20 protein-coding genes and 1 pseudogene are annotated in these 25,120 nt (G+C 73.2%); 19 read left to right on the forward strand and 2 right to left on the reverse strand.

Going from position 1 to position 25,120, the window contains the following annotated elements; genetic code table 11:
• Window positions 1-19: 19 nt before the first annotated feature.
• From KZJ41_RS14215 to KZJ41_RS28510, 13 genes are all read left to right on the forward strand, one after another.
• Window positions 20-1,339 (forward strand): dihydroorotase, encoded by a 1,320-nt coding sequence (locus KZJ41_RS14215; protein ID WP_065922580.1) that lies wholly within the window; start codon window positions 20-22, stop codon window positions 1,337-1,339.
• Window positions 1,339-1,845 (forward strand): hypothetical protein, encoded by a 507-nt coding sequence (locus KZJ41_RS14220; protein WP_029543596.1) that lies wholly within the window; start codon window positions 1,339-1,341, stop codon window positions 1,843-1,845. The genes KZJ41_RS14215 and KZJ41_RS14220 overlap by 1 nt, the downstream gene beginning before the upstream one ends.
• A 96-nt stretch (window positions 1,846-1,941) precedes the next feature.
• Window positions 1,942-3,105: a glutamine-hydrolyzing carbamoyl-phosphate synthase small subunit gene (gene carA, locus KZJ41_RS14225; protein ID WP_006937638.1), complete on the forward strand. Its 1,164-nt coding sequence runs from the start codon at window positions 1,942-1,944 to the stop codon at window positions 3,103-3,105.
• Window positions 3,106-6,495: a carbamoyl-phosphate synthase large subunit gene (carB, locus tag KZJ41_RS14230; protein WP_006937639.1), complete on the forward strand. Its 3,390-nt coding sequence runs from the start codon at window positions 3,106-3,108 to the stop codon at window positions 6,493-6,495.
• Window positions 6,492-7,316 carry an orotidine-5'-phosphate decarboxylase gene (pyrF, locus tag KZJ41_RS14235; protein ID WP_029543601.1) on the forward strand — a complete coding sequence of 275 codons (825 nt, stop codon included), beginning with the start codon at window positions 6,492-6,494 and terminating at the stop codon, window positions 7,314-7,316. The genes carB and pyrF overlap by 4 nt, the downstream gene beginning before the upstream one ends.
• A 423-nt stretch (window positions 7,317-7,739) precedes the next feature.
• A complete protein-coding gene (gene mihF, locus KZJ41_RS14240; protein ID WP_003935409.1) occupies window positions 7,740-8,060 on the forward strand; it encodes an integration host factor, actinobacterial type in 321 nt (106 codons plus the stop codon).
• A gap of 67 nt (window positions 8,061-8,127) precedes the next feature.
• Window positions 8,128-8,775 (forward strand): guanylate kinase, encoded by a 648-nt coding sequence (gmk, locus tag KZJ41_RS14245; RefSeq protein ID WP_006937649.1) that lies wholly within the window; start codon window positions 8,128-8,130, stop codon window positions 8,773-8,775.
• The gene (gene rpoZ, locus KZJ41_RS14250; RefSeq protein ID WP_003935406.1) at window positions 8,772-9,074 is read left to right on the forward strand and encodes a DNA-directed RNA polymerase subunit omega; all 303 of its coding nucleotides are present in this window, start codon (window positions 8,772-8,774) and stop codon (window positions 9,072-9,074) included. Before gmk ends, rpoZ begins: the two co-directional genes overlap by 4 nt.
• A complete protein-coding gene (gene coaBC, locus KZJ41_RS14255) occupies window positions 9,071-10,354 on the forward strand; it encodes a bifunctional phosphopantothenoylcysteine decarboxylase/phosphopantothenate--cysteine ligase CoaBC (protein ID WP_006937650.1) in 1,284 nt (427 codons plus the stop codon). Before rpoZ ends, coaBC begins: the two co-directional genes overlap by 4 nt.
• 194 nt (window positions 10,355-10,548) lie before the next feature.
• Complete coding sequence (gene metK / locus KZJ41_RS14260; protein ID WP_006937654.1) at window positions 10,549-11,763, forward strand: methionine adenosyltransferase; 1,215 nt, start codon at window positions 10,549-10,551, stop codon at window positions 11,761-11,763.
• Between the two features lie 21 nt (window positions 11,764-11,784).
• Window positions 11,785-13,803 (forward strand): primosomal protein N', encoded by a 2,019-nt coding sequence (locus tag KZJ41_RS14265; RefSeq protein WP_065922579.1) that lies wholly within the window; start codon window positions 11,785-11,787, stop codon window positions 13,801-13,803.
• 244 nt (window positions 13,804-14,047) lie between these two features.
• Window positions 14,048-15,025, forward strand: a complete 978-nt coding sequence (locus KZJ41_RS14270; RefSeq protein WP_006937662.1) for a triacylglycerol lipase — start codon at window positions 14,048-14,050, stop codon at window positions 15,023-15,025.
• A gap of 114 nt (window positions 15,026-15,139) precedes the next feature.
• Entirely contained in the window at window positions 15,140-16,288 is a 1,149-nt protein-coding gene (locus tag KZJ41_RS28510) for a phosphatase PAP2 family protein (protein WP_029543608.1), read from the forward strand.
• On the opposite strand, the pseudogene KZJ41_RS14280 reads toward KZJ41_RS28510, so the two are convergent.
• Window positions 16,188-16,568: pseudogene (locus KZJ41_RS14280) on the reverse strand (rhodanese-like domain-containing protein); the annotation flags it as partial. The gene KZJ41_RS28510 and the pseudogene KZJ41_RS14280 sit on opposite strands and share 101 nt — an antisense overlap.
• A gap of 227 nt (window positions 16,569-16,795) precedes the next feature.
• Between KZJ41_RS14280 and fmt the strand changes: the two are divergent.
• The 3 genes from fmt to KZJ41_RS14295 all read left to right on the forward strand — a co-directional run bounded on the left by fmt (window position 16,796) and on the right by KZJ41_RS14295 (window position 20,182).
• Entirely contained in the window at window positions 16,796-17,719 is a 924-nt protein-coding gene (fmt, locus tag KZJ41_RS14285) for a methionyl-tRNA formyltransferase (protein WP_006937666.1), read from the forward strand.
• Window positions 17,716-19,161 (forward strand): RsmB/NOP family class I SAM-dependent RNA methyltransferase, encoded by a 1,446-nt coding sequence (locus KZJ41_RS14290; protein WP_006937668.1) that lies wholly within the window; start codon window positions 17,716-17,718, stop codon window positions 19,159-19,161. The genes fmt and KZJ41_RS14290 overlap by 4 nt, the downstream gene beginning before the upstream one ends.
• A 91-nt stretch (window positions 19,162-19,252) precedes the next feature.
• Complete coding sequence (locus KZJ41_RS14295) at window positions 19,253-20,182, forward strand: 1-phosphofructokinase family hexose kinase (RefSeq protein WP_006937670.1); 930 nt, start codon at window positions 19,253-19,255, stop codon at window positions 20,180-20,182.
• 87 nt (window positions 20,183-20,269) lie between these two features.
• Here KZJ41_RS14295 and ppsA read toward each other — a convergent pair whose 3' ends face one another.
• A complete protein-coding gene (gene ppsA, locus KZJ41_RS14300) occupies window positions 20,270-22,549 on the reverse strand; it encodes a phosphoenolpyruvate synthase (protein ID WP_006937672.1) in 2,280 nt (759 codons plus the stop codon).
• Between the two features lie 173 nt (window positions 22,550-22,722).
• Between ppsA and rpe the strand changes: the two genes are divergently transcribed.
• The 3 genes from rpe to KZJ41_RS14315 are packed head-to-tail and all read left to right on the forward strand — an operon-like array spanning window position 22,723 to window position 25,065.
• On the forward strand, window positions 22,723-23,406 hold the full coding sequence (gene rpe / locus KZJ41_RS14305; RefSeq protein ID WP_029543611.1) for a ribulose-phosphate 3-epimerase: 684 nt from the start codon (window positions 22,723-22,725) through the stop codon (window positions 23,404-23,406).
• Window positions 23,403-24,446: a bifunctional diaminohydroxyphosphoribosylaminopyrimidine deaminase/5-amino-6-(5-phosphoribosylamino)uracil reductase RibD gene (ribD, locus tag KZJ41_RS14310; protein ID WP_231772842.1), complete on the forward strand. Its 1,044-nt coding sequence runs from the start codon at window positions 23,403-23,405 to the stop codon at window positions 24,444-24,446. The genes rpe and ribD overlap by 4 nt, the downstream gene beginning before the upstream one ends.
• Window positions 24,447-24,456: 10 nt before the next feature.
• A complete protein-coding gene (locus tag KZJ41_RS14315; RefSeq protein ID WP_006937678.1) occupies window positions 24,457-25,065 on the forward strand; it encodes a riboflavin synthase in 609 nt (202 codons plus the stop codon).
• Window positions 25,066-25,120: the final 55 nt, after the last annotated feature.

Raw genomic sequence — 25,120 nt, forward strand, 5'->3', positions numbered from 1 at the left:
TGGGACAGGAGAAGATTCGGTGTCGCCGCAGGTGCTCATCCGCAACGTGCTCGTCTACGGGGAGGGCGCGCCGACCGACGTGCTGCTCGGCGACGAGCAGATCCTCGGGATCGGGACCGACCTCGATGCCGGCTCCGACGCCGAGGTGATCGACGGCGCCGGACGGGTCCTGCTGCCCGGCTTCGTCGACCTGCACTCGCACCTGCGCGAGCCCGGCCGCGAGGACACCGAGACCATCGACACCGGATCCGCCGCGGCGGCGCTCGGCGGCTACACCGCGGTGTTCGCGATGGCCAACACCGACCCCGTCGCGGACTCCGTCGTCGTCACCGACCACGTGTGGCGGCGCGGGCAGGAGGTCGGCCTCGTCGATGTGCACCCCGTCGGCGCCGTCACCGTCGGCCTCGCGGGCAAGCAGCTCGCGGAGATGGGCACCATGGCCGCCGGCGTTGGCCGCGTCCGGATGTTCTCCGACGACGGGCACTGCGTGTACGATCCGCTCATCATGCGCCGGGCGCTCGAGTACTCGAGTTCGCTCGGGGTCCTCATCGCCCAGCACGCCGAGGAACCGCGGCTGACCGCCGGAGCCGTCGCCCACGAGGGCCCCACCGCGGCGCGCCTCGGCCTGGCCGGCTGGCCGCGCGCGGCCGAGGAGTCCATCGTCGCGCGCGACGCCCTGCTCGCCCGGGACGCCGGAGCCCGCGTGCACATCTGCCACGCCTCCACCGCCGGCACCGTCGAGCTGGTGAAATGGGCCAAGGCGCAAGGGATCCCGATCACCGCCGAGGTCACCCCGCACCACCTCCTGCTGGACGATTCGCGGCTCGAGACCTACGACGGCGTCAACCGCGTCAACCCGCCGCTGCGTGAGCGCTCCGACGTCGAGGCGCTGCGCCGCGGCCTGGCCGAGGGCGTGCTCGACTGCGTCGCCACCGACCACGCCCCGCACGCCGAGCAGGACAAGTGCTGCGAGTTCTCCCAGGCCCGTCCCGGCATGCTCGGCCTCGAGACGGCCCTGTCGATCGTCGTCGAGACGATGGTCCGCCCCGGGCTGCTGGACTGGCGCGGCGTCGCGAAGGTGATGAGCGAACGGCCCGCCGAGATCGTCGGCCTCGACGACCAGGGGCGGCCCCTCGAGGTGGGGGAGCCGGCCAACGTGGTGCTCGTCGACCCCGACGCCGAGTGGACGGTGCGCGGACCGGAGCTGGCCTCGGTCGCGCACAACACGCCGTACGAGGCGATGACCCTGCCCGGCAAGGTCGTCGCGACCGTGCTGCGCGGCCGGATCACCGCGCTCGACGGCACGGTCCGGCCGGCCACCGGAAGCGGGGTGCGGTGATGGACCGCGTGTTGCTCACACTCGGCTTCGTCGCCCTGTGGGTGGTGCTGGCCCTGCTGATGTGGAAGGGCTGGCGCGGCCGCGGCCGACGCCAGGCCGATGCCGTCGGTGCCCTCCCGCCGGTGCCGGCCGAGCTGGGGGAGCAGCTGGTGGCCCCGAGCACAGGCCTGTACGTGGGCAGCACCCTCGCGCCGAGCTGGCAGGACCGGATCGCCGTCGGCGACCTCGGCCACCGCGCGGCCGGCGAGCTCAGCCGCTACCGCGCCGGAGTGCTGCTCGAACGCGACGGCGCCTCGCCGATCTGGATCCCGCAGGACTCGATCCGGGCGATCCGCACCGAACGGGGCCTCGCCGGGAAGGTGATGACCAAGGACGGTGTGCTGGTGATCCGCTGGCAGCTGCCCTCCGGCACCGAGATCGACACGGGATTCCGCGGCGACGACAAGACCATCTACCCCCTGTGGGTGCAGGAGACGAACGAGAATTACCGGGACAGTGAAAGCTAGGACGACAGCCTGGACGGCTGGTACAGCGACGACGGTACGCGAGATTTCGGCTGATGCGGCGAGCTCCGGTGAGGTCGAGCAGAACGGAGAGAACGCATGAGCGGCAACAACTTCGACACGGACACCGCGATCCTGGTGCTCGAGGACGGGCGCACGTTCCGCGGCACCGTCTTCGGTGCGGTGGGGCAGACCCTCGGCGAGGCCGTGTTCAGCACCGGCATGACCGGCTACCAGGAGACCCTCACCGACCCGAGCTACCACCGGCAGATCGTGGTCTCCACGGCCCCGCAGATCGGCAACACCGGGTGGAACACCGAGGACAACGAGTCCGTCGGGCCCACCGGTGACCCCGCCGGCGCGAAGATCTGGGTCGCCGGCTACGTCGTGCGCGACCCGGCGCGCCGCACCTCGAGCTGGCGCGCGTCCGGCTCCCTGCAGGACGAGCTCGAGCGGCAGCACATCGTCGGCATCGCCGGGATCGACACCCGTGCCCTGGTGCGGCACCTGCGCACCCGCGGCTCGATGCGGGCGGGCGTCTTCTCCGGTGATGCCCTCGCCGACGAGCAGACCCTGCTGGATCGGGTGCGGAGCCAGCCGTCGATGCTCGGCGCCGACCTGGCCGGTGAGGTCACCACCACGAGCGGCTACGTCGTCGAGCCCGACGGCGAGGCCCGCTTCACCGTCGCCGCGATCGACCTCGGGATCAAGACCAACACCCCGCGGATGTTCGCCCAGCGCGGCATGCGCGTGCACGTGCTGCCGTCCACCGCGACGCTGCACGACATCCTGGACCTGAAGGCCGACGGGGTCTTCCTCTCGAACGGCCCCGGCGACCCGGCCACCGCGGACGGCGCGGTGCACCTGACCAAGGAGGTGCTCGGGCAGGGACTGCCGCTGTTCGGCATCTGTTTCGGCAACCAGATCCTCGGCCGCGCCCTCGGCCTGGGCACCTACAAGATGAAGTTCGGCCACCGCGGCATCAACATCCCCGTGATCGAGCACGAGACCGGCCGCATCGCCATCACCGCCCAGAACCACGGCTTCGCGCTCGAGGGCGAAGCGGGGCAGGAGTTCGACACGCCCTACGGCCGGGCCGTGATCAGCCACACCTGCGCCAACGACGGCGCCGTCGAGGGCGTGCGCCTGCTCGACGGGTCCGCCTTCTCCGTGCAGTACCACCCCGAGGCGGCGGCCGGCCCGCACGACGCCTCCTACCTGTTCGACCGGTTCACCAGCATGCTCGAGGGAGAGAAGAACTAAATGCCACGCCGTACCGATCTCTCCCACATCCTCGTCATCGGCTCCGGCCCGATCGTCATCGGCCAGGCCTGCGAGTTCGACTACTCCGGCACGCAGGCGTGCCGGGTGCTGCGCGAGGAGGGCCTGCGGGTCTCCCTCGTCAACTCCAACCCGGCGACGATCATGACCGACCCGGAGTTCGCCGACTCCACCTACGTCGAGCCGATCACCGCCGAGTTCGTCGAGAAGGTCATCGCCGCCGAGCAGGCCAAGGGCACCCCGATCGACGCGGTGCTGGCCACCCTGGGCGGGCAGACCGCGCTCAACACCGCAGTCGCCCTGCACGAGCAGGGCATCCTCGCCAAGTACGACGTCGAGCTCATCGGCGCCGACTTCGACGCCATCCAGCGCGGCGAGGACCGGCAGAAGTTCAAGGACATCGTCGCCAAGTGCGGGGGCGAGTCCGCGCGCTCGCGGGTCTGCTACACGATGGACGAGGTGCGCGACACCGTCGCCGAACTCGGCTACCCCGTCGTGGTGCGCCCGTCGTTCACCATGGGCGGCCTCGGCTCCGGCATGGCCTACGACGAGGCCGATCTCGAGCGCATCGCCGGCGGCGGCCTCGCCGCCTCGCCGACCGCGAACGTGCTCATCGAGGAGTCCATCCTCGGCTGGAAGGAGTACGAGCTCGAGCTCATGCGCGACGGCCGCGACAACGTCGTGATCGTCTGCTCGATCGAGAACGTCGACCCGGTCGGCGTCCACACCGGCGACTCGGTCACCGTCGCGCCGGCGATGACCCTGACCGACCGCGAGTACCAGGAGATGCGCGACCTGTCGATCGCGATCCTGCGCGAGGTCGGCGTCGACACCGGCGGTTGCAACATCCAGTTCGCGATGGATCCGCGCGACGGTCGCCTCGTGGTGATCGAGATGAACCCGCGCGTGTCGCGCTCGTCCGCGCTGGCGTCGAAGGCCACCGGCTACCCGATCGCGAAGATGGCCGCCAAGCTCGCCATCGGCTACACCCTCGACGAGATCGTCAACGACATCACCAGGGAGACGCCGGCCTGTTTCGAGCCGACGCTCGACTACGTCGTCGTCAAGGCCCCGCGGTTCGCGTTCGAGAAGTTCCCCGGCGCCGACGGCACCCTGACCACCACCATGAAGTCGGTGGGTGAGGCCATGTCCATCGGCCGCAACTTCACCGAGGCGTTCGGCAAGGTCCTGCGGTCGCTCGAGACCAAGCGGTCCGGGTTCTGGACCGGCCCCGAGGTCGAGACGGAAGATCTCGGAAGCCTGCTCGAGGAGCTGAAGGTCCCGCACGACGGCCGCTTCTACGGCATCGCCAAGGCCTTCGAGCTCGGCGCCACCGTCGAGCAGCTGTTCGACGCCACCAAGATCGACCCGTGGTTCCTCGACCAGATCCAGCAGATCGTCGAGCTGGGGGAGAAGGTGCGCGCCGCCGGGACGTTCGGTGCGCGGGAACTGCGCTTCGCCAAGCACCACGGTTTCTCCGACCGGCAGCTCGCGGCGCTGCGCCCCGAACTCGGCGACGAGGACGCGGTGCGTGCCCTGCGCGAGCAGCTCGGCGTGCACCCGGTGTACAAGACCGTCGACACCTGCGCCGCCGAGTTCGAGGCCAGGACCCCGTACCACTACTCGACGTACGAGCTCGACCCGGACGCCGAGACCGAGGTCGCCGAGCAGCACGAGCGGCCGAAGGTGCTCATCCTCGGCTCGGGCCCCAACCGCATCGGCCAGGGCATCGAGTTCGACTACTCGTGCGTGCACGCTGCCCTGACCCTGTCGCAGGCCGGCTACGAGACCGTCATGGTCAACTGCAACCCCGAGACGGTCTCGACCGACTACGACACCGCCGACCGCCTCTACTTCGAGCCGCTCACCTTCGAGGACGTCCTCGAGGTGTACCGGGCCGAGTCGCAGTCCGGCACCGTCGCCGGCGTCATCGTCCAGCTCGGCGGCCAGACCCCGCTCGGGCTCGCGCGGCGGCTGAAGGCTGCCGGGGTGCCGATCGTCGGCACCAGCCCGGAGGCCATCGATCTGGCCGAGGACCGTGGCGAGTTCGGCCGGGTGCTCACCGAGGCGGGCCTGCCGGCGCCGAAGTTCGGCACCGCCACCACCTTCGAGGGCGCCCGTGAGATCGCCGCCGGCATCGGCTACCCGGTGCTGGTCCGCCCGTCCTACGTGCTCGGCGGGCGCGGCATGGAGATCGTCTACGACGAGACGGCGCTCGAGAACTACATCTCCCGCGCCACCGAGATCTCCGAGGACCGCCCGGTGCTGGTCGACCGCTTCCTCGACGACGCGGTCGAGATCGACGTCGACGCTCTGTGCGACGGCACCGACGTCTACATCGGCGGCATCATGGAGCACATCGAGGAGGCCGGCATCCACTCCGGCGACTCGTCGTGTGCGCTGCCGCCGATCACCCTCGGCCGCTCCGATCTCGAGAACGTGCGCCGCTCCACCGAGGCCCTCGCGCGCGGCATCGGCGTCAAGGGCCTGCTCAACGTGCAGTACGCCCTCAAGGACGACATCCTCTACGTGCTCGAGGCCAACCCGCGCGCCTCCCGCACCGTGCCGTTCGTCTCGAAGGCCACCGCGGTGCAGCTCGCCAAGGCCTGCGCCCGGGTCATGATGGGCGAAACCATCGCCGACTTGCGCGCCGAGGGCATTCTGCCCGCCCACGGCGACGGCGGGCACGCCCCGGCCGACGCTCCCGTCGCGGTGAAGGAGGCGGTGCTGCCGTTCAACCGGTTCCGCCGCGCCGACGGCACCGGCATCGACTCGCTGCTCAGCCCGGAGATGAAGTCCACCGGCGAGGTCATGGGCATCGACGACGACTTCGGCACCGCGTTCGCCAAGAGCCAGACCGCCGCCTACGGGTCGCTGCCCACCTCCGGCTCGGTGTTCGTCTCGGTCGCCAACAAGGACAAGCGGTCGCTGATCTTCCCCGTCAAGCGGCTCGCCGACCTCGGCTTCCGGGTGCTCGCCACGATCGGCACCGCGGAGGTGCTGCGCCGCAACGGCATCCCGTGCGAGCACGTGTACAAGGTGTCGGAGGAGGAGCGGCCCGAGGGGGCACACACCATCGTCGAGAAGATCCGCGCCGGCGAGGTCGACATGGTGATCAACACCCCGTGGGGCAATTCCGGGCCGCGCATCGACGGCTACGAGATCCGCACCGCCGCCGTCGCCGCGAACATCCCGTGCATCACCACCGTGCAGGGTGCCTCCGCGGCCGTCCAGGGCATCGAGGCCGCCATCCGTGGCGACATCGGGGTCCGCTCGCTGCAGGAGATGCACGCCGGGCTCCGCGAGGACGCGGCGGCGGAATCCGCCGGCGTCGGCGGCCTGCCCGACGGCACCACGGGCCCGGCGTCGTGACGACGTTCGGGCAGCGCCTGCACGCGGCCCTCGCCGAGCGCGGGCCGCTGTGCGTCGGCATCGACCCGCACCCGGAACTGCTCACCGACTGGGGGCTGACGGTCGACGTCGCGGGTCTCGAGCGGTTCGCGGAGGCGTGCGTCGACGCCTTCGCCGGGCAGGTGGCCGTGGTCAAGCCGCAGGTCGCGTTCTTCGAGGCGTTCGGTTCCGCGGGCATCGCGGTGCTCGAACGCACCGTCGCGGCGCTGCGGGGCACCGGCACCCTCGTCCTCGCGGACGCCAAGCGCGGCGACATCGGTTCGACGATGGACGCCTACGCCCGCACGTGGCTGACCGACGCGTCCCCGCTCGGGTCCGACGCGGTCACCGTCTCGCCGTACCTGGGGTTCGGGTCGCTCGAGCCGGCGCTGCGCCGCACCGCCGACGGGCGCGGGGTGTTCGTCCTCGCGGCCACCTCCAACCCGGAGGGGGCGCAGGTGCAGCACGCGCGCGTCTCCGACGGGCGCAGCGTCGCGCAGGTGATGGTCGACGAGGCCGCGGCCCGCAACGCCGGCGCCGACACCCTCGGCTCGGTGGGTGTCGTCGTCGGGGCGACCCTCACCCGGGCGCCGGACCTGAGCGCGCTGCACGGGCCGATCCTGATGCCCGGCGTGGGCGCCCAGGGCGGCACCGCCGACGACGTGCGCCGTCTGGCGGGCGAGCACCTCGACGCCGTCGTGCCGAACGTCTCTCGCGAGGTGCTGCGGGCGGGCCCGACGGTCGCGGCGCTGCGCGGCGCCGTGGCCCGCACCGTGGACTCGTTCGCCTTTCTGCGGGCCTGACCGGCCCCGCACCGCCACCTCCGGCTCGGCCCGGATCCGATTCCCGGATCCGGGTCGAATGTCCGTTCCGACGCAGGTGGGAGCGCCCCGACACGCTCGCGCGCGGATATTTTTCCGATCCGTTTCCGGCCGGGACGAGCCGGCGTCGGCGTCGCCTCGCAGGCGGACGCCCGCACCGGCCCGCCACGCCGAGCGCAGCGCCTCTACCTGCGGTGATGCCGTGTTCGCCGAGGTGGTGGACGGTGCCCGCGGGGCCCGGCCGGACCGGGTCGGGGACGGCGATCCGGGCGCACTACCGCACGTGTTTTCGAGCCGAAACGGCGGGGGGTGGGTTCGCAATCGTCGTCCGGCGTGAGTACGGTCGCTATCGCCGCTGGTTAACCGGCGGATGAGACTGTTTGCCAACGATGAGACGGAGGAACCGTGGCCCTTCCCCAGCTGACCGACGAGCAGCGCGCCGCTGCTCTGGAGAAGGCGGCTGCTGCCCGTCGCGCCCGGGCTGAGCTCAAGGACCGCCTGAAGCGCGGCGGCACCGACCTCAAGCAGGTCCTGGCCGATGCCGAGAACGACGAGATCCTCGGCAAGATGAAGGTGTCCGCCCTGCTCGAGGCCCTGCCGAAGGTGGGCAAGGTCAAGGCGCAGGAAATCATGACCGAGCTCGAGATCGCCCCGACGCGTCGCCTGCGCGGCCTGGGCGACCGTCAGCGCAAGGCGCTGCTCGCCAGGTTCGACTTCGACGCCTGAGCGACCGGTGGTAGCTGACGCACACACCGTGTCGGACAGCGGTTCCACGACGCGGAGGGGCCGGCTGGTGGTGCTGGCCGGCCCCTCCGCCGTCGGGAAGTCGACCGTTGTCCGCCGGCTCCGCAGCCGGGTGCCCGACCTGCTGTTCAGCGTGTCGGCCACCACCCGCGATCCCCGGCCCGGCGAGGTGAACGGGGTGGACTACCACTTCGTCAGCCGCGACGACTTCGATCGGATGATCGAGTCCGGGGACCTGCTCGAGTGGGCCGAGATCCACGGCGGTCTGCAACGCTCGGGCACTCCCGCGGGGCCCGTGCGGGACGCGCTCGCCTCGGGACGCCCCGTGCTCGTCGAGGTGGACCTCACCGGCGCCCGGTCCGTGCGCGCCGCCATGCCGGAGGCCGTGCTGGCCTTCCTGGCGCCGCCGAGCTGGGATGTGCTGGTCGCCCGACTCACCGGCCGTGGCACCGAATCGGACGAGGTCGTCCGCCGCCGGCTCGAGACCGCCCGGACCGAACTCGACGCGCGCGACGAGTTCGACACGGTGATCGTGAACGAGGACGTCGACCGCGCCTGCGACGAATTGGTATCCTTGTTGGTCGGTCCCCGCGACGATCCCGCCGACCGTCCGCGGCCGATCACCACATCCCCGGCCTCGACCCCGAACCCCGGACCCCGCCAGAGCTCCGGAACGACACAGGAGAATACCGAGTGAGCAGCACCCAAGCAGCCGTGTCCGACACCGCCGGGCACGACCTGCCGGCCTACGACACCCCGCTGGGCATCACCAACCCGCCCATCGACGAGCTGCTCGAGCGCACCTCCTCGAAGTACGCGCTGGTGATCTACGCGGCCAAGCGCGCCCGGCAGATCAACGACTACTACAACCAGCTCGGCGACGGCATTCTCGAGTACGTCGGCCCGCTCGTCGAGCCGGGCCTGCAGGAGAAGCCGCTGTCGATCGCGCTGCGGGAGATCCACGCAGACCTGCTCGAGCACGCCGAAGGCGAGTGAGCCAGCGCGCCGCGGGCACCGCGGACCACTCGGAATTCGGGCAGCGCCGCCGCGTCGTCATCGGCGTCGGCGGCGGCATCGCCGCGTACAAGGCCTGTGCGCTGATCCGCGCCTTCACCGAGAGCGGACACCACGTACGGGTCATCCCGACGGACTCGGCGCTCGAGTTCGTCGGCCGCGCCACTTTCGAGGCCCTGTCCGGCAACCCCGTGCACACCGGCGTGTTCGCCGACGTGCCGCAGGTGCCGCACGTGCGGCTCGGGCAGGAGGCCGACCTCGTCGTCGTCGCCCCCGCCACCGCCGACCTGATGGCCCGCGCCGCCCACGGCCGCGCCGACGACCTGCTCACCGCCACGCTGCTCACCGCGCGGTGCCCGGTCGTGTTCGCGCCGGCGATGCACACCGAGATGTGGGAACACCCCGCGACGGTGGACAACGTCGCCACCCTGCGCCGTCGCGGCGTCGTCGTCGTCGAGCCCGCCTCCGGCCGGCTCACCGGGCACGACACCGGCGCCGGCCGGCTGCCCGAGCCCGACGAGATCTTCGGCCTGGCGTCGCTGCTGCTCGAACGGCCCGACGCGTTGCCGCGGGACCTGACCGGCCGGCGCATCGTCGTCTCCGCCGGCGGCACCCGCGAACCGCTGGACCCGGTCCGGTTCCTCGGCAACCGCAGCTCCGGCAAGCAGGGCTACGCCCTCGCCCGGCTGGCCGCCCAGCGCGGCGCCGACGTCACCCTCGTCGCCGGGGCCGTGGCCGGCCTGGCCGACCCTGCCGCGGTGGACGTGGTGCGGGTGCAGACCGCCGCCCAGATGCAGGCCGCGGTCACCAAGCACGCCGCCGGCGCCGATGCGGTCGTCATGTCCGCGGCCGTCGCCGACTTCCGGCCCACCACCTTCGCCACCAGCAAGATCAAGAAGGGCCGGGGTGAGCCGGACGCGATCGCGCTGACCAAGAACGAGGACATCCTCGCCGGGCTGGTGACCGCCCGCACCGAGGGCACGCTGCCGGCGAGCACCGTCATCGTCGGCTTCGCCGCCGAAACGGGCGACGCCGAGGGCGACGTCCTCACCCACGCCCGCGCCAAGCTGGCCCGCAAGGGCTGCGACCTGCTGGTCGTGAACGCCGTCGGCGATGGGAAGGCGTTCGAGGTCGACCACAACGACGGCTGGTTGCTGGCCGCGGACGGTTCCGAGACCGCCCTCGCGCACGGCTCCAAGGCGCTGATGGCCAGCCGTGTCCTCGACGCACTGCGGCCGCTGCTGGCGCCGGAACGTCCGTGACCCCCGGGGCGGCGCGCCCGTGACCCCCGGGGCGGCGCGCCCGTGACCCCCGGGGCGGCGCGCCCGTGACCCCCGGGGCGGCGCGCCCGTGAGCGAAAGTCTCGCGCCGGCGCGACCGGAACAGTAGCGTCGCCCATATCGTTGACATCAGTTCGTTCGTTCGAGCTAGACACAACCAGTCGAGAGGGAGTTCCGTGAGCAAGACCGGCGGTCGGCTTTTCACCAGTGAGTCCGTGACGGAGGGGCACCCGGACAAGATCTGTGACGCGATCAGCGACTCCGTCCTCGACGCGCTGCTCACCGAAGACCCTCGCGCCCGTGTCGCGGTCGAGACCCTCGTGACCACGGGGCAGGTGCACGTGGTCGGCGAGGTCACCACCTCGGCCTACGCGGACATCCCGAAGATCGTGCGCGACCGGGTCCTCGAGATCGGGTACGACTCGTCCTCGAAGGGTTTCGACGGCAACTCCTGCGGGGTGAACATCGCCATCGGCGCGCAGTCCCCGGAGATCGCCGGCGGCGTCGACGTCTCGCACGAGGCGCGTTCCGGGGTGCTCACCGACGACGAGGTGGCGCTGCAGGGCGCCGGCGACCAGGGCCTGATGTTCGGCTACGCCTGCTCGGACACCCCGGAACTGATGCCGCTGCCCATCGCGCTGGCGCACCGGCTCTCGCGCCGGCTCACCGAGGTCCGCAAGACCGGGGTGCTGCCGTACCTGCGGCCGGACGGCAAGACCCAGGTCACCATCGAGTACGACGGTGACCGGCCGGTGCGGCTGGACACGGTGGTGATCTCCACCCAGCACGCGGCGGACATCGACCTGAACAACCTGCTCACCCCGGATCTGCGCACCCACGTCGTCGAGGCGGTGCTGGCGGATCCGAGCCTGGCCGGGCTCGACACCGCCGAGGTGCGGCTGCTGGTGAACCCGTCCGGGTCGTTCGTGCTCGGCGGCCCGATGGGCGATGCGGGCCTGACCGGCCGCAAGATCATCGTCGACACCTACGGCGGCATGGCCCGTCACGGTGGCGGCGCGTTCTCGGGCAAGGACCCGTCGAAGGTGGACCGCTCGGCGGCCTACGCGATGCGCTGGGTGGCCAAGACCGCCGTGGCAGCGGGCCTGGCCGGCCGGCTCGAGGTGCAGGTGGCGTACGCGATCGGCAAGGCCGCCCCGGTGGGGCTGTTCGTCGAGACCTTCGGCACCGAGAAGACCGACCCGGCGCGGATCCAGCAGGCGATCACCGAGGTGTTCGATCTGCGGCCCGGCGCGATCATCCGGGACCTGGACCTGCTGCGTCCGATCTACGCGCAGACCGCCGCGTACGGGCACTTCGGCCGCACCGACATCGACCTGCCGTGGGAGAACACCGACCGGGCCGAGAAGCTGCGCGCCGCCGCCGGTCTGTAACCCGCCCCGTCAGGGGTCCGGGTGGCCACCGACAGGACCGCCGCCGAGACGGATCCGGTGGCGCGGATCCTGCCGCTGCTGCCGCTGCCGCATCTCGACCGCGAGTTCGACTATCTGATCCCGCGTGAGCTCGATGCCGAGGCGCGGGTGGGCGTGCGGGTGCGCGTCCGGTTCGCCGGCCGGCTCGTCGACGGCTTCCTGCTGGCCCGGGCCCCGAGCAGCGAGCACACCGGCCGGCTCGGCTGGCTCGACCGGATCGTCTCCCCGGAGGTCGTGCTGACCCCGGAGATCGCCGCCCTCGCCGACGCGGTCGCCGCCCGCTACGCCGGCACCCGCGCCGACGTGCTGCGGCTGGCGGTGCCGCCGCGGCACGCGCGGGTCGAGGCGGAGGACCCGCCGCCCGCCGCACCGCCCGCCGCGCCGGAGGTCGACCGGGCCGCCTGGGCCCGGTACCGGCACGGCGAGAACTTCCTCGACGCCCTCGCCGCCGGCCGCACCCCCCGCGCGGCCTGGCAGGCGCTGCCGGGGGAGGACTGGCCCCGCCGCCTGGCCGAACTCGCCGCGTCGGTCGCCGCCACCGGGCACGCCGCGGTGCTCGTGGTACCCGATCAGCGCGACCTCGACCGGGTCGTGGCGGCCTGTACCGACCTCGCCGGCGCCGACTGCGTCGTCGGGCTCGCCGCAGGGCTCGGTCCGGCCGTGCGCTACCGGCGCTGGCTCGCCGCGTTGCGCGGCACCGCCCGCATCGTCGTCGGGACCCGGGCCGCGGTGTTCGCCCCCACCCCGGCCGTCGGGCTGATCGTGGTGTGGGACGACGGCGACGACCTGCACTCCGAGCCGCGCGCGCCGTACCCGCACGCGCGGGAGGTGGCGCTGCTGCGGGCCCACGCCGCCGGCGCCGCCGTCGTCCTGGCCGGGCACGCCCGCACCGCCGAGACCCAGGCCCTCGTCGACGCCGGGTGGGCCCACGACCTCTCCGCGCCCCGCGACGTCGTCCGGGCCTGCGCTCCGAAGATCACTGCGCTCGCCGACAGCGACCAGGCGCTCGCACGCGATCCCGCCGCCCGCGCCGCCCGCCTGCCGGCCATCGCGTTCGCCGCCGCCCGCGCCGCCCTGAAGGCCGACCGGGGGGTGCTGGTGCAGGTGCCACGCCGCGGCTACGTGCCCGCGCTGGCGTGCGCCAAGTGCCGGACCCCGGCCCGCTGCCGGCACTGCAACGGCCCGCTCGCGTTGCCGCAGGCGGCCGGCCCGGACGGCGCCGCGACGCCCGCCTGCCGGTGGTGCGGCATCACCGACGCCACCCATCGTTGCCACGCGTGCGGCGCCCGCGCGCTGCGCGCCGTCGTGGTCGGCGCCGGGCGCACCGCGGAGGAACTCGGCCGGGCCTTTCCCGGTGTCCCGGTGGTCACCTCCGGCGGGGCGGAGGTCAAGGCCACCGCCCCGGAGGGGCCTGCGCTCGTCGTCGCCACCGTGGGTGCCGAGCCCGTCACCGCCGGCGGGTACGGCGCGGCGCTGCTGCTCGACGGGTGGGCGCTGCTCGGCCGCGCGGACCTGCGGGCCGCCGAGGAGACGATGCGCCGCTGGCTCACCGCGTCGTCGCTGGTGCGGCCCTTCGCCGACGGCGGCCAGGTCGTCGTCGTGGCCGACTCCGGCATTCCCACCGTGCAGGCGCTGGTGCGGTGGGACCCGATCGGGCACGCGCAGTCCCAGCTCGCCGAGCGCGCCGAGGTCGGTTTCCCGCCCGCGGTGCACATGGCCGCGGTCGACGGCACCGCGGCCGCGGTCGCCGACCTGCTGGCCGCCGCGACGCTGCCGCCGGAGGCGGAGGTGCTCGGTCCGGTGCCGTTGCCGCCGGGGGAGCGGTTACCGTTCGGGGCCGACGATCCCGAGCCGGACGAGGTGCAGCGCATGGTGATCCGGGTGCCGCGCGGTCGGGGCCTCGCCCTCGGCCGGGCGTTGCGCGAGGCGCAGGCCGCCCGCAGTGCCCGCCGTGGTGAGGGCGCGCTGCGGGTGCAGATCGATCCGCTGCGCATCGGGTGACGGCCGTCGTCTCTCCCGGCCGGGACGGTGCGCGCCGGCTGTGTCCCGCCCGGCCGGGTGCCCCGAGAGGGCGAGGACCCTGCCGTGCGACAGGACGGCAGAACCGCCCGCCACCTGCAGAAAGACGGTATGCCGCGAGAGGGCGACTGTGTCACGATAAATCACAGGGGCAGGGTCGATCCTGGTGAACCGAACCAGTGGCGGACGGTGCGGACCGGCACGGGCGGACCGGAAGGGAGGGGCCGTGAACGGCACACGCAGGATCGTTGCAGCGCTGGCCGGTGCGGCGGCCGTGGCCGCCGTGTCCGTCACCGGCGCGGGCGCCGCGCCCTCGGGATCGACAGCGTTCGTGCCCGTCACCCCGGGCCCCGTCGCCACCACGCATGCCCAGGCCGCCGGCTACGCCGAAGACCACCCCGGGGCGGCGCCGGCGCGGTCGAACGACTTCGGGTGCGTGCCCGCCCCGGACCATCCGCGGCCGGTGGTCCTCGCCCACGGCACCGACTCCAACTCCTACTCGGACTGGGCCGCGGTCGCCCCGATGCTCGCCGACGCCGGCTGGTGCGTCTTCGCTCTCGACTACGGAAAGGCCGACGGTGCCGACGACTACGGCACCGGGGACATCCGGGTCAGCGCCGCGCAGCTCGGCGGGTTCGTCGAGCGTGTGCGCGCCGACACCGGCGCCGACAAGGTCGATCTCCTCGGCTACTCGCAGGGCGCCACCGTCGCGCGGTACTACGTCAACCGCCTCGGCGGATCGGCCGTCGTGGACCGCTGGGTGGGCGTGGCCTCGCCGAGCTACGGTGGCACCTTCTACGGGCTCGGCACCGCGGCCGTGGCCGCTCCCGGCGCCACCGACGCGGTCGAGGACTTCTTCTCGGTGGCCCTCGCGCAGCAACTGCAGGGTTCGGAACTGCTCACCGAACTCAACACCCCGGTCGACACCGTTCCCGGCGTCCGCTACACCACCATCGGATCCCGCGTCGACGAGGTCATCCAGCCGTCCACCAACGTGGCGCTGCGCGGACCCGGGGCGGTCAACCTGATGATCCAGGACCTGTGCCCACCGGATCAGACCGGGCACTTCAACATGGTGTACGACCCGTTCTCGCTCACCGTGATCCGGCACGCGCTCGCCCCCGAGCGGTACGCCCTCGGCGAGTGCGTCCCGGTGCCGCTCGGCACGGGCATCCCCGAACTGATCATCGAGAGCAACTCCTGACCCGATCCGCCCCCGGGGCGTGCCCGGTGCCCCGATCATGGGTATGCGGGCGGCACGAGCCCCTGCGGACGACGGTCACCGGCGCCCGGGACAGCGCGCCGAAGGGAGGTAGCGGTGAACCCCCCCTCGCTTCCGGGACGCGCTCTCGCGGTGATGCGGGCGCCGCAGCTGGTGTCGCCGCGCCAGTACCTCCGGGTGGCCGCGCGGTGCGTGTACCTCGCTGCGCTGATCGGCACCGTCGTCACGATGGGCATCCCCGCCGACCGGGTGTACCAGGCGGCCTGGATCGTCGCCGGGCTGATCGCCTTCGCGATCGACCGGCCGTGGCGCGGGCACGTGCGCGTCGTCGTCGACTGGCTGCCCCTGGTCGCGGCGCTCGTGGTCTACGACCACACCCGCGGCATCGCCGACGAACTCGGCCTGCCCGTGCGGGTACACGAACCGGTCGCCGTGGAGAGCTGGCTGTTCGGCGGCACGGTCCCGACGGTGTGGCTGCAGGAACGCCTGCTCGGCGCGGACGGGGAGCGGCCCGGCTGGACCATGATCACCGCCGTCGTCTACACCAGCCATTTTCTCGTGCCGTGGTTGCTCGCGGCCCTGCTGTACCTGTACTCGCGGTCACGCTGGGCCGGGTACATGCGACGGGTGCTGCTCCTGTCGTACTTCGGACTGATCACCTACATCCTCGTGCCGGCGGCCCCACCGTGGTACGCCTCCGAGGTGGGCGTGCTGCCGGACGGCGTCGGGCGGGTCACCGGCTTCGGTTTCGGGGTGGTGCCGATCGACGTCGGCACCCGATGGCTGGAGGCGCAGGGCAACCCGGTCGCCGCGCTGCCGTCGCTGCACTCGGCGTTCGCGCTGCTCGTGGCGGTCGCCCTGTGGCCGATAGCGCGGCGCGGCTGGATGCGGGCGCTGCTGGTGGCGTTCCCGCTCGCCATGGCCTTCACGCTCGTCTACGGCGGCGAACACTACGTGGTCGACGTGCTGCTCGGCTGGGGCTACGTCGGTTTCGCCGCGCTGGCCGCCCGGGCCTGGGAGGCGCGCCGCGGAGCGCGGCTCGCCCCGCAGATCAGTCCACCTGCTCGAGCGGCATCGCCAACGTCACCCAGTCGTGCAGGCCACCGCGGTAGTACGCCAGCGAGGACGCCGGATATCCCGCCTCGAGCAGCTCCCGGATCGCCATCGGGGACTGCGGGCACTGCGGGCCGTTGCAGAACAGGATCGACACCCGGGACGGATCGAGCCGGTCCCGCAGCTCCGTGATCCGGCCGTGCGGCAGGTTGACCGCGCCCGGAATGGACCTGCCCTTGCGCGAGTCCGGGACACGGGTGTCGACGAGCACGGCTCCGTTCGCGACCAGCTCCGTCAGTTCCAGCTCACCGACGGTCACCACCCCGGGCGCGCACTGCAGCGGCTGCAGCTCGCCCCACGTGGTGTCCACCAGGACCACGTCCTGCTCCTGCGCCGCCGGCCAGGGCACGCCCGCGGGGTCCGCCGAGCGCACACGGGGGGACCGTGCCATCCGTTCTCGCGTCTCTGCCATCGGCTCAGCCTATCGACGCTGCACGGCGGTTGCCGGGATTCGTCACGTCCGGCCCGACCCCTCGGGTTCGCGGACGGCTGTCACCGCCCGCAGGCCCGGTCCCTAGACTGAGGGCACCATTCGTCGTCGAGATCCGGGAGCAGCATTCGTGAACAGTTCGGTCGGCCCAGCGCAGTCCGCCTCCCGGGGCCGGGGCCTCGCTCCTCGCGCGCGGACGGGCCGCTGACGTGCGGCTGGTGTTCGCCGGGACCCCCGAACCGGCCGTACCGTCGCTGCGCCGCCTGCTCGACTCGCCGCGCCACGAGGTGGTCGCGGTGGTGACCCGGCCCGACACCACCGCCGGCCGCGGGCGGCGTGTCGTCCGCTCGGCCGTGGGGCGGCTCGCCGACGACCACGGCATCGAGGTCCTCACCCCGGAGCGGCCGCGCGACCCCGACTTCGTGGCCCGGCTGACCGAACTCGCCCCCGACTGCTGCCCGGTCGTCGCCTACGGCGCGCTCATCCCGCAACCGGTGCTCGACATCCCGAAGTTCGGCTGGGTGAATCTGCACTTCTCGCTGCTGCCCGCGTGGCGCGGCGCCGCGCCCGTGCAGGCCGCGCTCGCCGCGGGGGACGAGGTGACCGGCGCGAGCACGTTCCGGCTCGAGGAGGGCCTGGACACCGGCCCGGTCTACGGGGTGGTCACCGAGACGATCCGGCCCGCCGACACGGCGGGGGATCTGCTCGCCCGGCTCGCCGATTCCGGTGCCGCGCTCCTCGAATCGACTCTCGACGGTCTCGAGGACGGGGTGCTCACGGCCGTGCCGCAGCCCACGGACGGCGTCTCGCACGCCCCCAAGGTCACGGTCGAGTCGGCCCGCGTGAGCTGGGACCGGCCCGCGCACCTCGTGGACCGCCACATCCGTTCGGTCACGCCCGCACCCGGTGCCTGGACGATGATCGGCGACCTGCGCGTCAAGCTCGGGCCCGTGACCGGCACCGAGGAGACCCTCGCGCCCGGGCAGATCCTGGCCCGCAAGGACGGTGTCCTCGTCGGCACCGGCAGCACCGCCGTGCGGCTCGGGCAGGTCCAGCCGCCCGGCAAGAAGACGATGGCGGCCGCGGACTGGGTTCGCGGCGCCCGGCTCGACCCGGAGGTACGCGCCCAGTGACCGAGTCCCGACGCCCCGCCCGCCGCTCGCGCCGCGGACCCGGCGACCGCAACAACAAGCCTCGGCAGGCCCGCCGGCCGTCCCCCGCGGAGGCCGGCCTCGACCAGGCCCGTCTCGCCGCCCGCGACGTGCTGCGCGCGGTCCGGGAGCGCGACGCCTACGCCAACCTGGTGCTGCCGGCGCTGCTGCGGGAGCGGCGTCTCGACGGTCGCGACGCCGCCCTGGCCACCGAGCTGACGTACGGCGCCGCCCGCGCCCAGGGTCTGCTCGACGCCGTGATCGCCGCGTGCGCCAACCGGCCCGTCACCGAGATCGACGGGGCGCTGCTGGACACCCTGCGGCTGGGCACGTACCAGCTGCTGCGCACCCGCATCGCCCCGCACGCGGCCGTCGCGACGAGCGTCGACATCGTCCGCAGCGAATTCGGCCACGGCAAGTCCGGATTCGTCAATGCGGTGCTGCGGCGCGTCGCGGAGAAGCCCGAGGAACAGTGGATCGTCGAGCTCGCCCCCGACCCGGCTCGTGACCCCGTGGGACACCTGGCATTCCGGTATGCGCATCCGGAGTGGATCGCGAAGGCCTTCGCGGTCGCGCTCGGTCCCGACGCCGGGGAGCTCGAGGAGGTGCTCGCGGCGGACGACGCCCGGCCGGTGGTGCACCTGGTGGCTCGTCCGGGGGTGATCACCGCGGAGGAGCTCGCGCTGGCCACCGGCGGGGAGATCGGCCCCTGGTCGCCCTACGCCGTGCATCTCGACGGCGGCGGCGACCCCGGCAAGCTCGACCCCGTGCGCGAGGGCATGGCCGGCGTGCAGGACGAGGGCAGCCAGCTGGTGGCGCGGGCGCTCACGCTCGCCCCGCTCGACGGACCCGACCACGGCCGGTGGCTGGACCTGTGTGCCGGTCCCGGCGGCAAGGCCGCCCTGCTCGGCGCGCTGGCGGACATCGACGGCTTCACCGTCGACGCCGTCGAGCCGGTCGAGCACCGCGCCGAGCTGATCCGCAAGGCCACCCGCGGCCTCCCGGTCACGGTGCACGTCGCCGACGGTCGCGATCCCGGCCTCGGGTCCGGCTACGACCGCATCCTGGTCGACGCGCCGTGCACCGGGCTGGGCGCCCTGCGGCGCCGGCCCGAATCGCGGTGGCGTCGCAGCCCCGGCGACGTCGCCGAGCTGGTGCGGCTGCAGAAACAGCTCCTCGCCTCGGCGATCGGCCTGCTGCGGCCCGGCGGCGTGGTGCTGTACGCGACGTGCTCCCCGCACACCTCCGAGACCCTCGCCGTCGTCGCCGACGCCGTCCGTCGGCACCAGGTCGAGCAGCTCGACACGCGCGAGCTCGTACCCGGCGTGCCGCGTCTCGGCGACGGCCCGTCCGTGCAACTGTGGCCGCACCGGCACGGCACCGACGCGATGTTCATGGCCGCGCTGCGTACACCGGCGGGCTGATCCGCGAGCCTGTGGCGCGAACGCCGGAAGAATCGGTCCGCGCTCGGATACGGTCGGACGCAACCCGGCCGCTCCCTGCAGGAGGCACGTCGTGCCCGACATCGTCACCCTGACCATGAACCCGGCGCTCGACGTGACCACCTACACCGCCGAGGTGCGGCCCACCAGCAAACTGCGCTGCGAGGCGCCGCGGCTCGAGGCCGGGGGAGGCGGGATCAACGTCGCGAAGGTCGCCGGGGTGCTCGGCGTGTCGGCCGGGGCGGTGTATCCGGCCGGCGGTCCGACCGGGGATACGCTCTCGGCGCTGCTGGCCGCCGGGGGTGTCGACAGCCGGCGCATCGACATCGACGGCATGACCCGCGAGTCGTTCACGGCGATCGAACGCAGCACCGGCCACGAGTACCGGTTCGTGCTGCCCGGCCCGGAGCTGAGCGTGGAGGACCAGGAACGGTGCCTGGACCTGCTCGTCGAGACCGCCACCGGCGCACGGTACGTCGTCGCCAGCGGCAGCCTTCCGCCGGGCGTGCCGGGCGAGTTCGTCCAGCGCGTGGCCGACGCCGCCACCGACGCCGGTGCGCGCTTCGTCCTCGACTCGTCGGGGGACGCACTGCGCCGCATCAAGTCGGGCGTGCACCTGGTCAAGCCGAGCCTGCGGGAGCTGCGCGAATGGGTGGGCCGGGAACTGCGCACCCCGCACGAACAGGCCGCGGCCGCCCACGAACTCGTCGACGCCGGCGTCGCCGAGGTCGTGGTGGTGTCCCTCGGGCCGGAGGGGGCGCTGCTCGTCTCCGCCGACACCACCGCCCGGCTGAAGGCCCTGGACGTGCCCGTGCGCAGCGCCGTGGGCGCCGGCGACAGCATGGTCGCCGGGCTGGTCGTGGGCCTGCTGCGGGGCCGCTCGCTGCGCGACGCCCTGGCGCTCGGCATCGCGGCGGGCTCGGCGGCCCTGCTCACCCCGGGCAGCCAGGTCTGCCGCCGCGACGACGTCGAGCGGTTCGACGTCCTCGCGCGGCAGCGGTGACGCCCCGAGCGACCGGATCGTTCCCCCCGTCAGGGCGGTCCCGAGCGGCCGACGGCATGGTCCGCTCGCTCGGAGCGCACGACGCGGTCAGTGCTCGTGCCGTGCACGGTCCAGGACGATCCGTTGCTCGGCCTGCGCCACCGTGCGCCGGGTCTGCGCCGCCGCGTCCGGCGTCACCGACACCGACGTGATGCCCCGGCGCACGAGATGCTCGGCCAGTTCCGTGCTGGTGGAGACGGCCTGCCCGCACAGCGACGTGGTCAGGCCGGCCGCCGACGCCCGCTCGATGATGTGGTCGATCGCGTCCAGCACCGCCGGGTCGAGCGTGTCGAACAGATCCTTGCACACCTCGGAGTCGCGGTCGACGCCGAGCACGAGCTGGGTCAGGTCGTTGCTGCCGATCGACACGCCGTGGATGCCGAGCTTCGCGTACTCGGGCAGCCAGTACACCACCGACGGCACCTCGGCCATGATCCAGCGCAGCATCCGGCGATCCGGGCCGAGCGGATGCGCGTCGAGCTGGGCCAGGCACTCCCTCAGTTCCCAACGGGTGCGCACGAACGGGATCATCAGGTGCACGTTGGGGTGCTGCGCGCGCACGCGGTGCAGGACGTCGAGGTCGAGCGAGAACAGCTCGGGATCGCGCACGTAGCGGAAGCAGCCGCGGTACCCGATCATCGGGTTCTCCTCGTCCGGCTCCACCTCGCCCCCCTTCAGGTTCGCGAACTCGTTGCTGCGCAGGTCGATTGCGCGGTACACCACCGGCCGCGGGGCGAAGGCCGCCGCGATCCGCGCGACGCCCTCGGCCATCTTCGACACGTACTCCTCGCGCCGGCCCTGCGCGATCATGTAGGCGGGATGCTCCCCGGCGAGCGCCTCGGTGATCATGAACTCCGCCCGCAGCAGCCCCACCCCGTCGACGTCGGTGGCGGCGACGGCCTGCGCGGCGTCGGGGGTGGCGAGATTGACGTACACGGCCGTCGCGGTGACGGTCGGGGAGGGGGCCGCGGCCGCCGGGGCGGCGGTCTGCGCCGCGGTCGGCCGGTCGGCGCGGACCTCCCCGTCGAACACGACGCCGGCATCGCCGTCCACCGTGATCACCTGGCCGTCCCGCAGGTCCTGCGTCGCGGTGCGGGCGCCGACGACGACGGGCTTGCCGAGTTCGCGGCCGACGATCGCGGCGTGACAGGTGATGCCGCCACCGTCGGTGACGATGCCCCCGGCGCGGCGCAGGATCGGCAGCCAGTCGGGCCGCGTCATCGGGGCCACGAGGATCTCCCCCTCGGTCAGGCGCTTGCCGTCGACCAGTTCCTGCAGCACCCGGACCCGTCCGGTCGCCCGGCCGGGGCCGGCGCCGAGCCCGGTCAGCAGCGGTGTCGCCTGCCCGTTGCCGGACGCCGCGGCGGCCCCGGGCATCCCCAGGGTGGTGATCGGGCGGGTCTGCACGATCCACAGCTCGCCCTCGGCGAACGCGAACTCGAGGTCCTGCGGCCGGCCGTAGTGCTGCTCGACGCCCGCGGCGAGCCGCGCGACCTTCTCGAGCTGCTCCTCGTCGAGCACCCGCGTCTGCCGCGACGAATCGACCGCGACGCGGCTGTCGCCGGTGTCGGTGGAGGCGATCTGGAACTCCTGATGCCCGAGATGCACGTCGAGCACGGCGAAGCCGTCCTTGGCGACGACGTAGGTGTCCGGCTCGACCTGGCCGCCCACGACGACCTCGCCGAGGCCGAGGGCGGCCTCGACGACGATGCGGTCGAGCTCGCCGGTGCGGGGGTCGGCCGTGAACGCCACCCCCGAGGCCTCCGAGCGCACCATCACCTGCACCACGACGGCGATGGACGGTTCGTCGGTCACCCCGCGCAGGCCCCGGTAGGTCCGGGCCCGCTCCGACCACAACGACGCCCAGCACGCCTGCACGGCGCGCACCACCGCGTCGGCGCCGGCGATGTTGGTGTACGACTCGTGGATCCCGGCGAACGAGGTGTCCGCGGCGTCCTCGGCGGGCGCGGAGGACCGCACCGCCACCGGCACGTCCACGCCCAGCTTCTCGTAGGCGGCGACGATGTCGGCGCGGATCTCGTCGGGCACCGCGGCCCCGGTCACCAGCGCGGCCAGTTCCGCGGAGGTGCGGATCAGCGTCGCGTCGTCGATGTCGGAGGCCGGGACGGCCTCGGCGCGCAGCCGGTCGCGCACCCCCGCGGCGGCCATCGAATCGAGATAGGCGGCGGTGGTGATCGCGAAGGCGGGCGGCACGGGGAACCCGGCCCGGGTCATCTCCCCGAGGTTGGCGGACTTGCCCCCCACGGTCGGCGCATCCTCCGCGCCCACCTCGCCGATCGGTCGAACCCACACCGTGTGCGTGGCCATCGTCGCTCCCCACTGCCGCTTCGGGCCCAGCGGATCCGGGCCCGCCACCGTCCACTCAAGCATCGCCCAGAGGGTCGAACCAGGGGTCGAAAGTCATGAAAACCTGTCCCCGGGCGGGCGGGCGCCGCGACGCGCGGCGGGCCCCGCCGGCGGGACCGTTAAACTCGGTGGACGTGGCCCACCCGATGATCGCCCCCTCCATCCTCTCCGCGGATTTCGCGCGCCTGGCCGACGAGGCCGCCGCAGTCGCGGACGCGCACTGGCTGCACGTCGACGTCATGGACGCGCACTTCGTGCCGAACCTGACCCTCGGCCTGCCGGTGGTGCAGTCGCTGCTGAAGGCAACCGACATCCCACTCGACTGTCATCTGATGATCGAGGACCCGGGCCGCTGGGCGCCGCCCTACGCCGAGGCGGGCGCGCACAATGTCACCTTCCACGTCGAGGCCACCGAGAATCCCGTCGCCGTCGCCCGCGACATCCGGGCCGCCGGCGCCAAGGCCGGCCTGAGCGTCAAGCCCGGCACCCCGCTCGAGCCCTACCTCGAGATCCTGAAGGAGTTCGACACGCTGCTGGTGATGAGCGTCGAGCCCGGCTTCGGCGGCCAGTCGTTCATCCCCGACGTGCTCGACAAGGTCCGCGCGATCCGCCGTCTCGTCGACGCCGGGGAGCTGACCCTGCTCGTCGAGATCGACGGCGGCATCAACGCCGACACCATCGAGGCGGCCGCCGAGGCCGGGGTGGACTGCTTCGTCGCCGGGTCGGCCGTGTACGGGGCCGACGACCCGGGCGAGGCGGTGCGCAAGCTGCGCGAACGGGCCGCCCACGCCTCCCCGCACCTGACCCTGGCCACGTGAGCGATGCACCGCTCGAGGCGGCCGTGAGCGGTGCCCCGCTCGAGGCGGCACTGCGCCTCGCGCTCGACGCCGGGGAGTCGGTGCGCGGCACCACCAGCCCCAACCCGCCCGTCGGCGCGGTGATCCTCGACGCGGCGGGACAGGTCGCCGGGGTCGGGGCGACCCGGCCGCCGGGCGGCCCCCACGCCGAGGTCGTCGCACTCGAGGCGGCCGGGGAGCGGGCCCGCGGCGGCACCGCCGTCGTGACCCTGGAGCCGTGCAATCACACCGGCCGTACCGGTCCGTGCGCGCAGGCCCTGCTGCGCGCCGGCGTCGCCGCCGTCTACTACGCGGTGGCCGATCCCCACCCGGCGGCGGCCGGGGGTGCGCGGACGCTGCGGGACGGCGGCGTGCGGGTGCACGGCGGGTTCGGCGCCGAGCCCGCCGAGGCGGGAGCCCTGCGTGCCTGGCTGCACCGGCAGCGCACGGGACGGCCCCACGTGACGTGGAAGTACGCCGCGAGCCTGGACGGGCGCAGCGCCGCCGCCGACGGCACCAGCCGCTGGATCTCCGGCCCGCAGTCACGCGCCCGCGTGCACGCCGAGCGCTCGCGGCTCGACGCGATCGTCGTCGGCACCGGCACCGTCCTCGCCGACGACCCGTGGTTGACCGCCCGGCTGCCGGACGGCTCGCTGGCCCCGCACCAGCCCCTGCGCGTGGTCGTCGGCAGGAGCGAGATCCCGAAGACCGCAAGAGTTCTCGATGATGCCGCGCCCACCCTGGTGCTGCGCACCCACGATCCGGACGAGGTGCTCGGCGCGCTCGCGGATTGGGTGGACGTGCTGCTCGAGGGCGGCCCGCGCCTGGCCGGTGCGTTCCTCGCCGCGGGCCGGGTCGACCGCATCCAGGCCTATCTCGCGCCGGTGCTGCTCGGGTCCGGACCGTCCGCAGTGCGGGACGCCGGCGTGCGCACGATCGCCGAGGCGCTACGGTTTCGTCGGGAGCGCGTCGAAACCGTCGGCGCCGACGTGTTGCTGACCCTGGTCCCCGACCGGGAGTGAGGAGCGAGCTGTGTTCACCGGGATCGTGGAGGAACTGGGCGAGATCGTCGCGCGGGAGGACCTGGCCGACGCGGCGCGGTTCACCGTCCGCGGACCCGTCGTGACCTCCGACGCCGGCCACGGCGACTCCATCGCCGTCAACGGTGTGTGCCTGACCGTCGTCGACGTCCCGGGCGGCGACTCCTTCACCGCCGATGTGATGAAGGAGACCCTCGACCGTTCGAGCCTGTCGCAGCTCGGTCCCGGCAGCCGCGTCAACCTCGAGCGGGCCGCCGCGCTGAACAGCCGCCTCGGCGGGCACCTGGTCCAGGGCCACGTCGACGGCACCGGCACCGTGCTCTCGCGCACCCCGTCGGAGAACTGGACCGTGGTGCGGATCTCGTTGCCTGCCGACGTGTCCCGGTACGTGGTGCACAAGGGCTCGATCACGGTGGACGGGGTCTCGCTGACCGTCTCCGCGCTCGGCGGCGAGCCCGGCGACGAGTGGTTCGAGATCTCCCTGATCCCGACCACGCTGTCGCTGACCACCCTGGGCAGCGCCGCCCCCGGCACGCTCGTCAACCTCGAGGTCGACGTCATCGCGAAGTATGTGGAGCGGCTGCAGGCCGCCGGCCGCTGAGTCGTACTGTTGAACTCGGCAATCAGTTTGTCCGTACACGAGATTTTGGAGCCCA

The organism is Rhodococcus sp. 11-3 (genome assembly GCF_023704055.1).
GTDB classification, from domain to species: domain Bacteria; phylum Actinomycetota; class Actinomycetes; order Mycobacteriales; family Mycobacteriaceae; genus Rhodococcus; species Rhodococcus aetherivorans.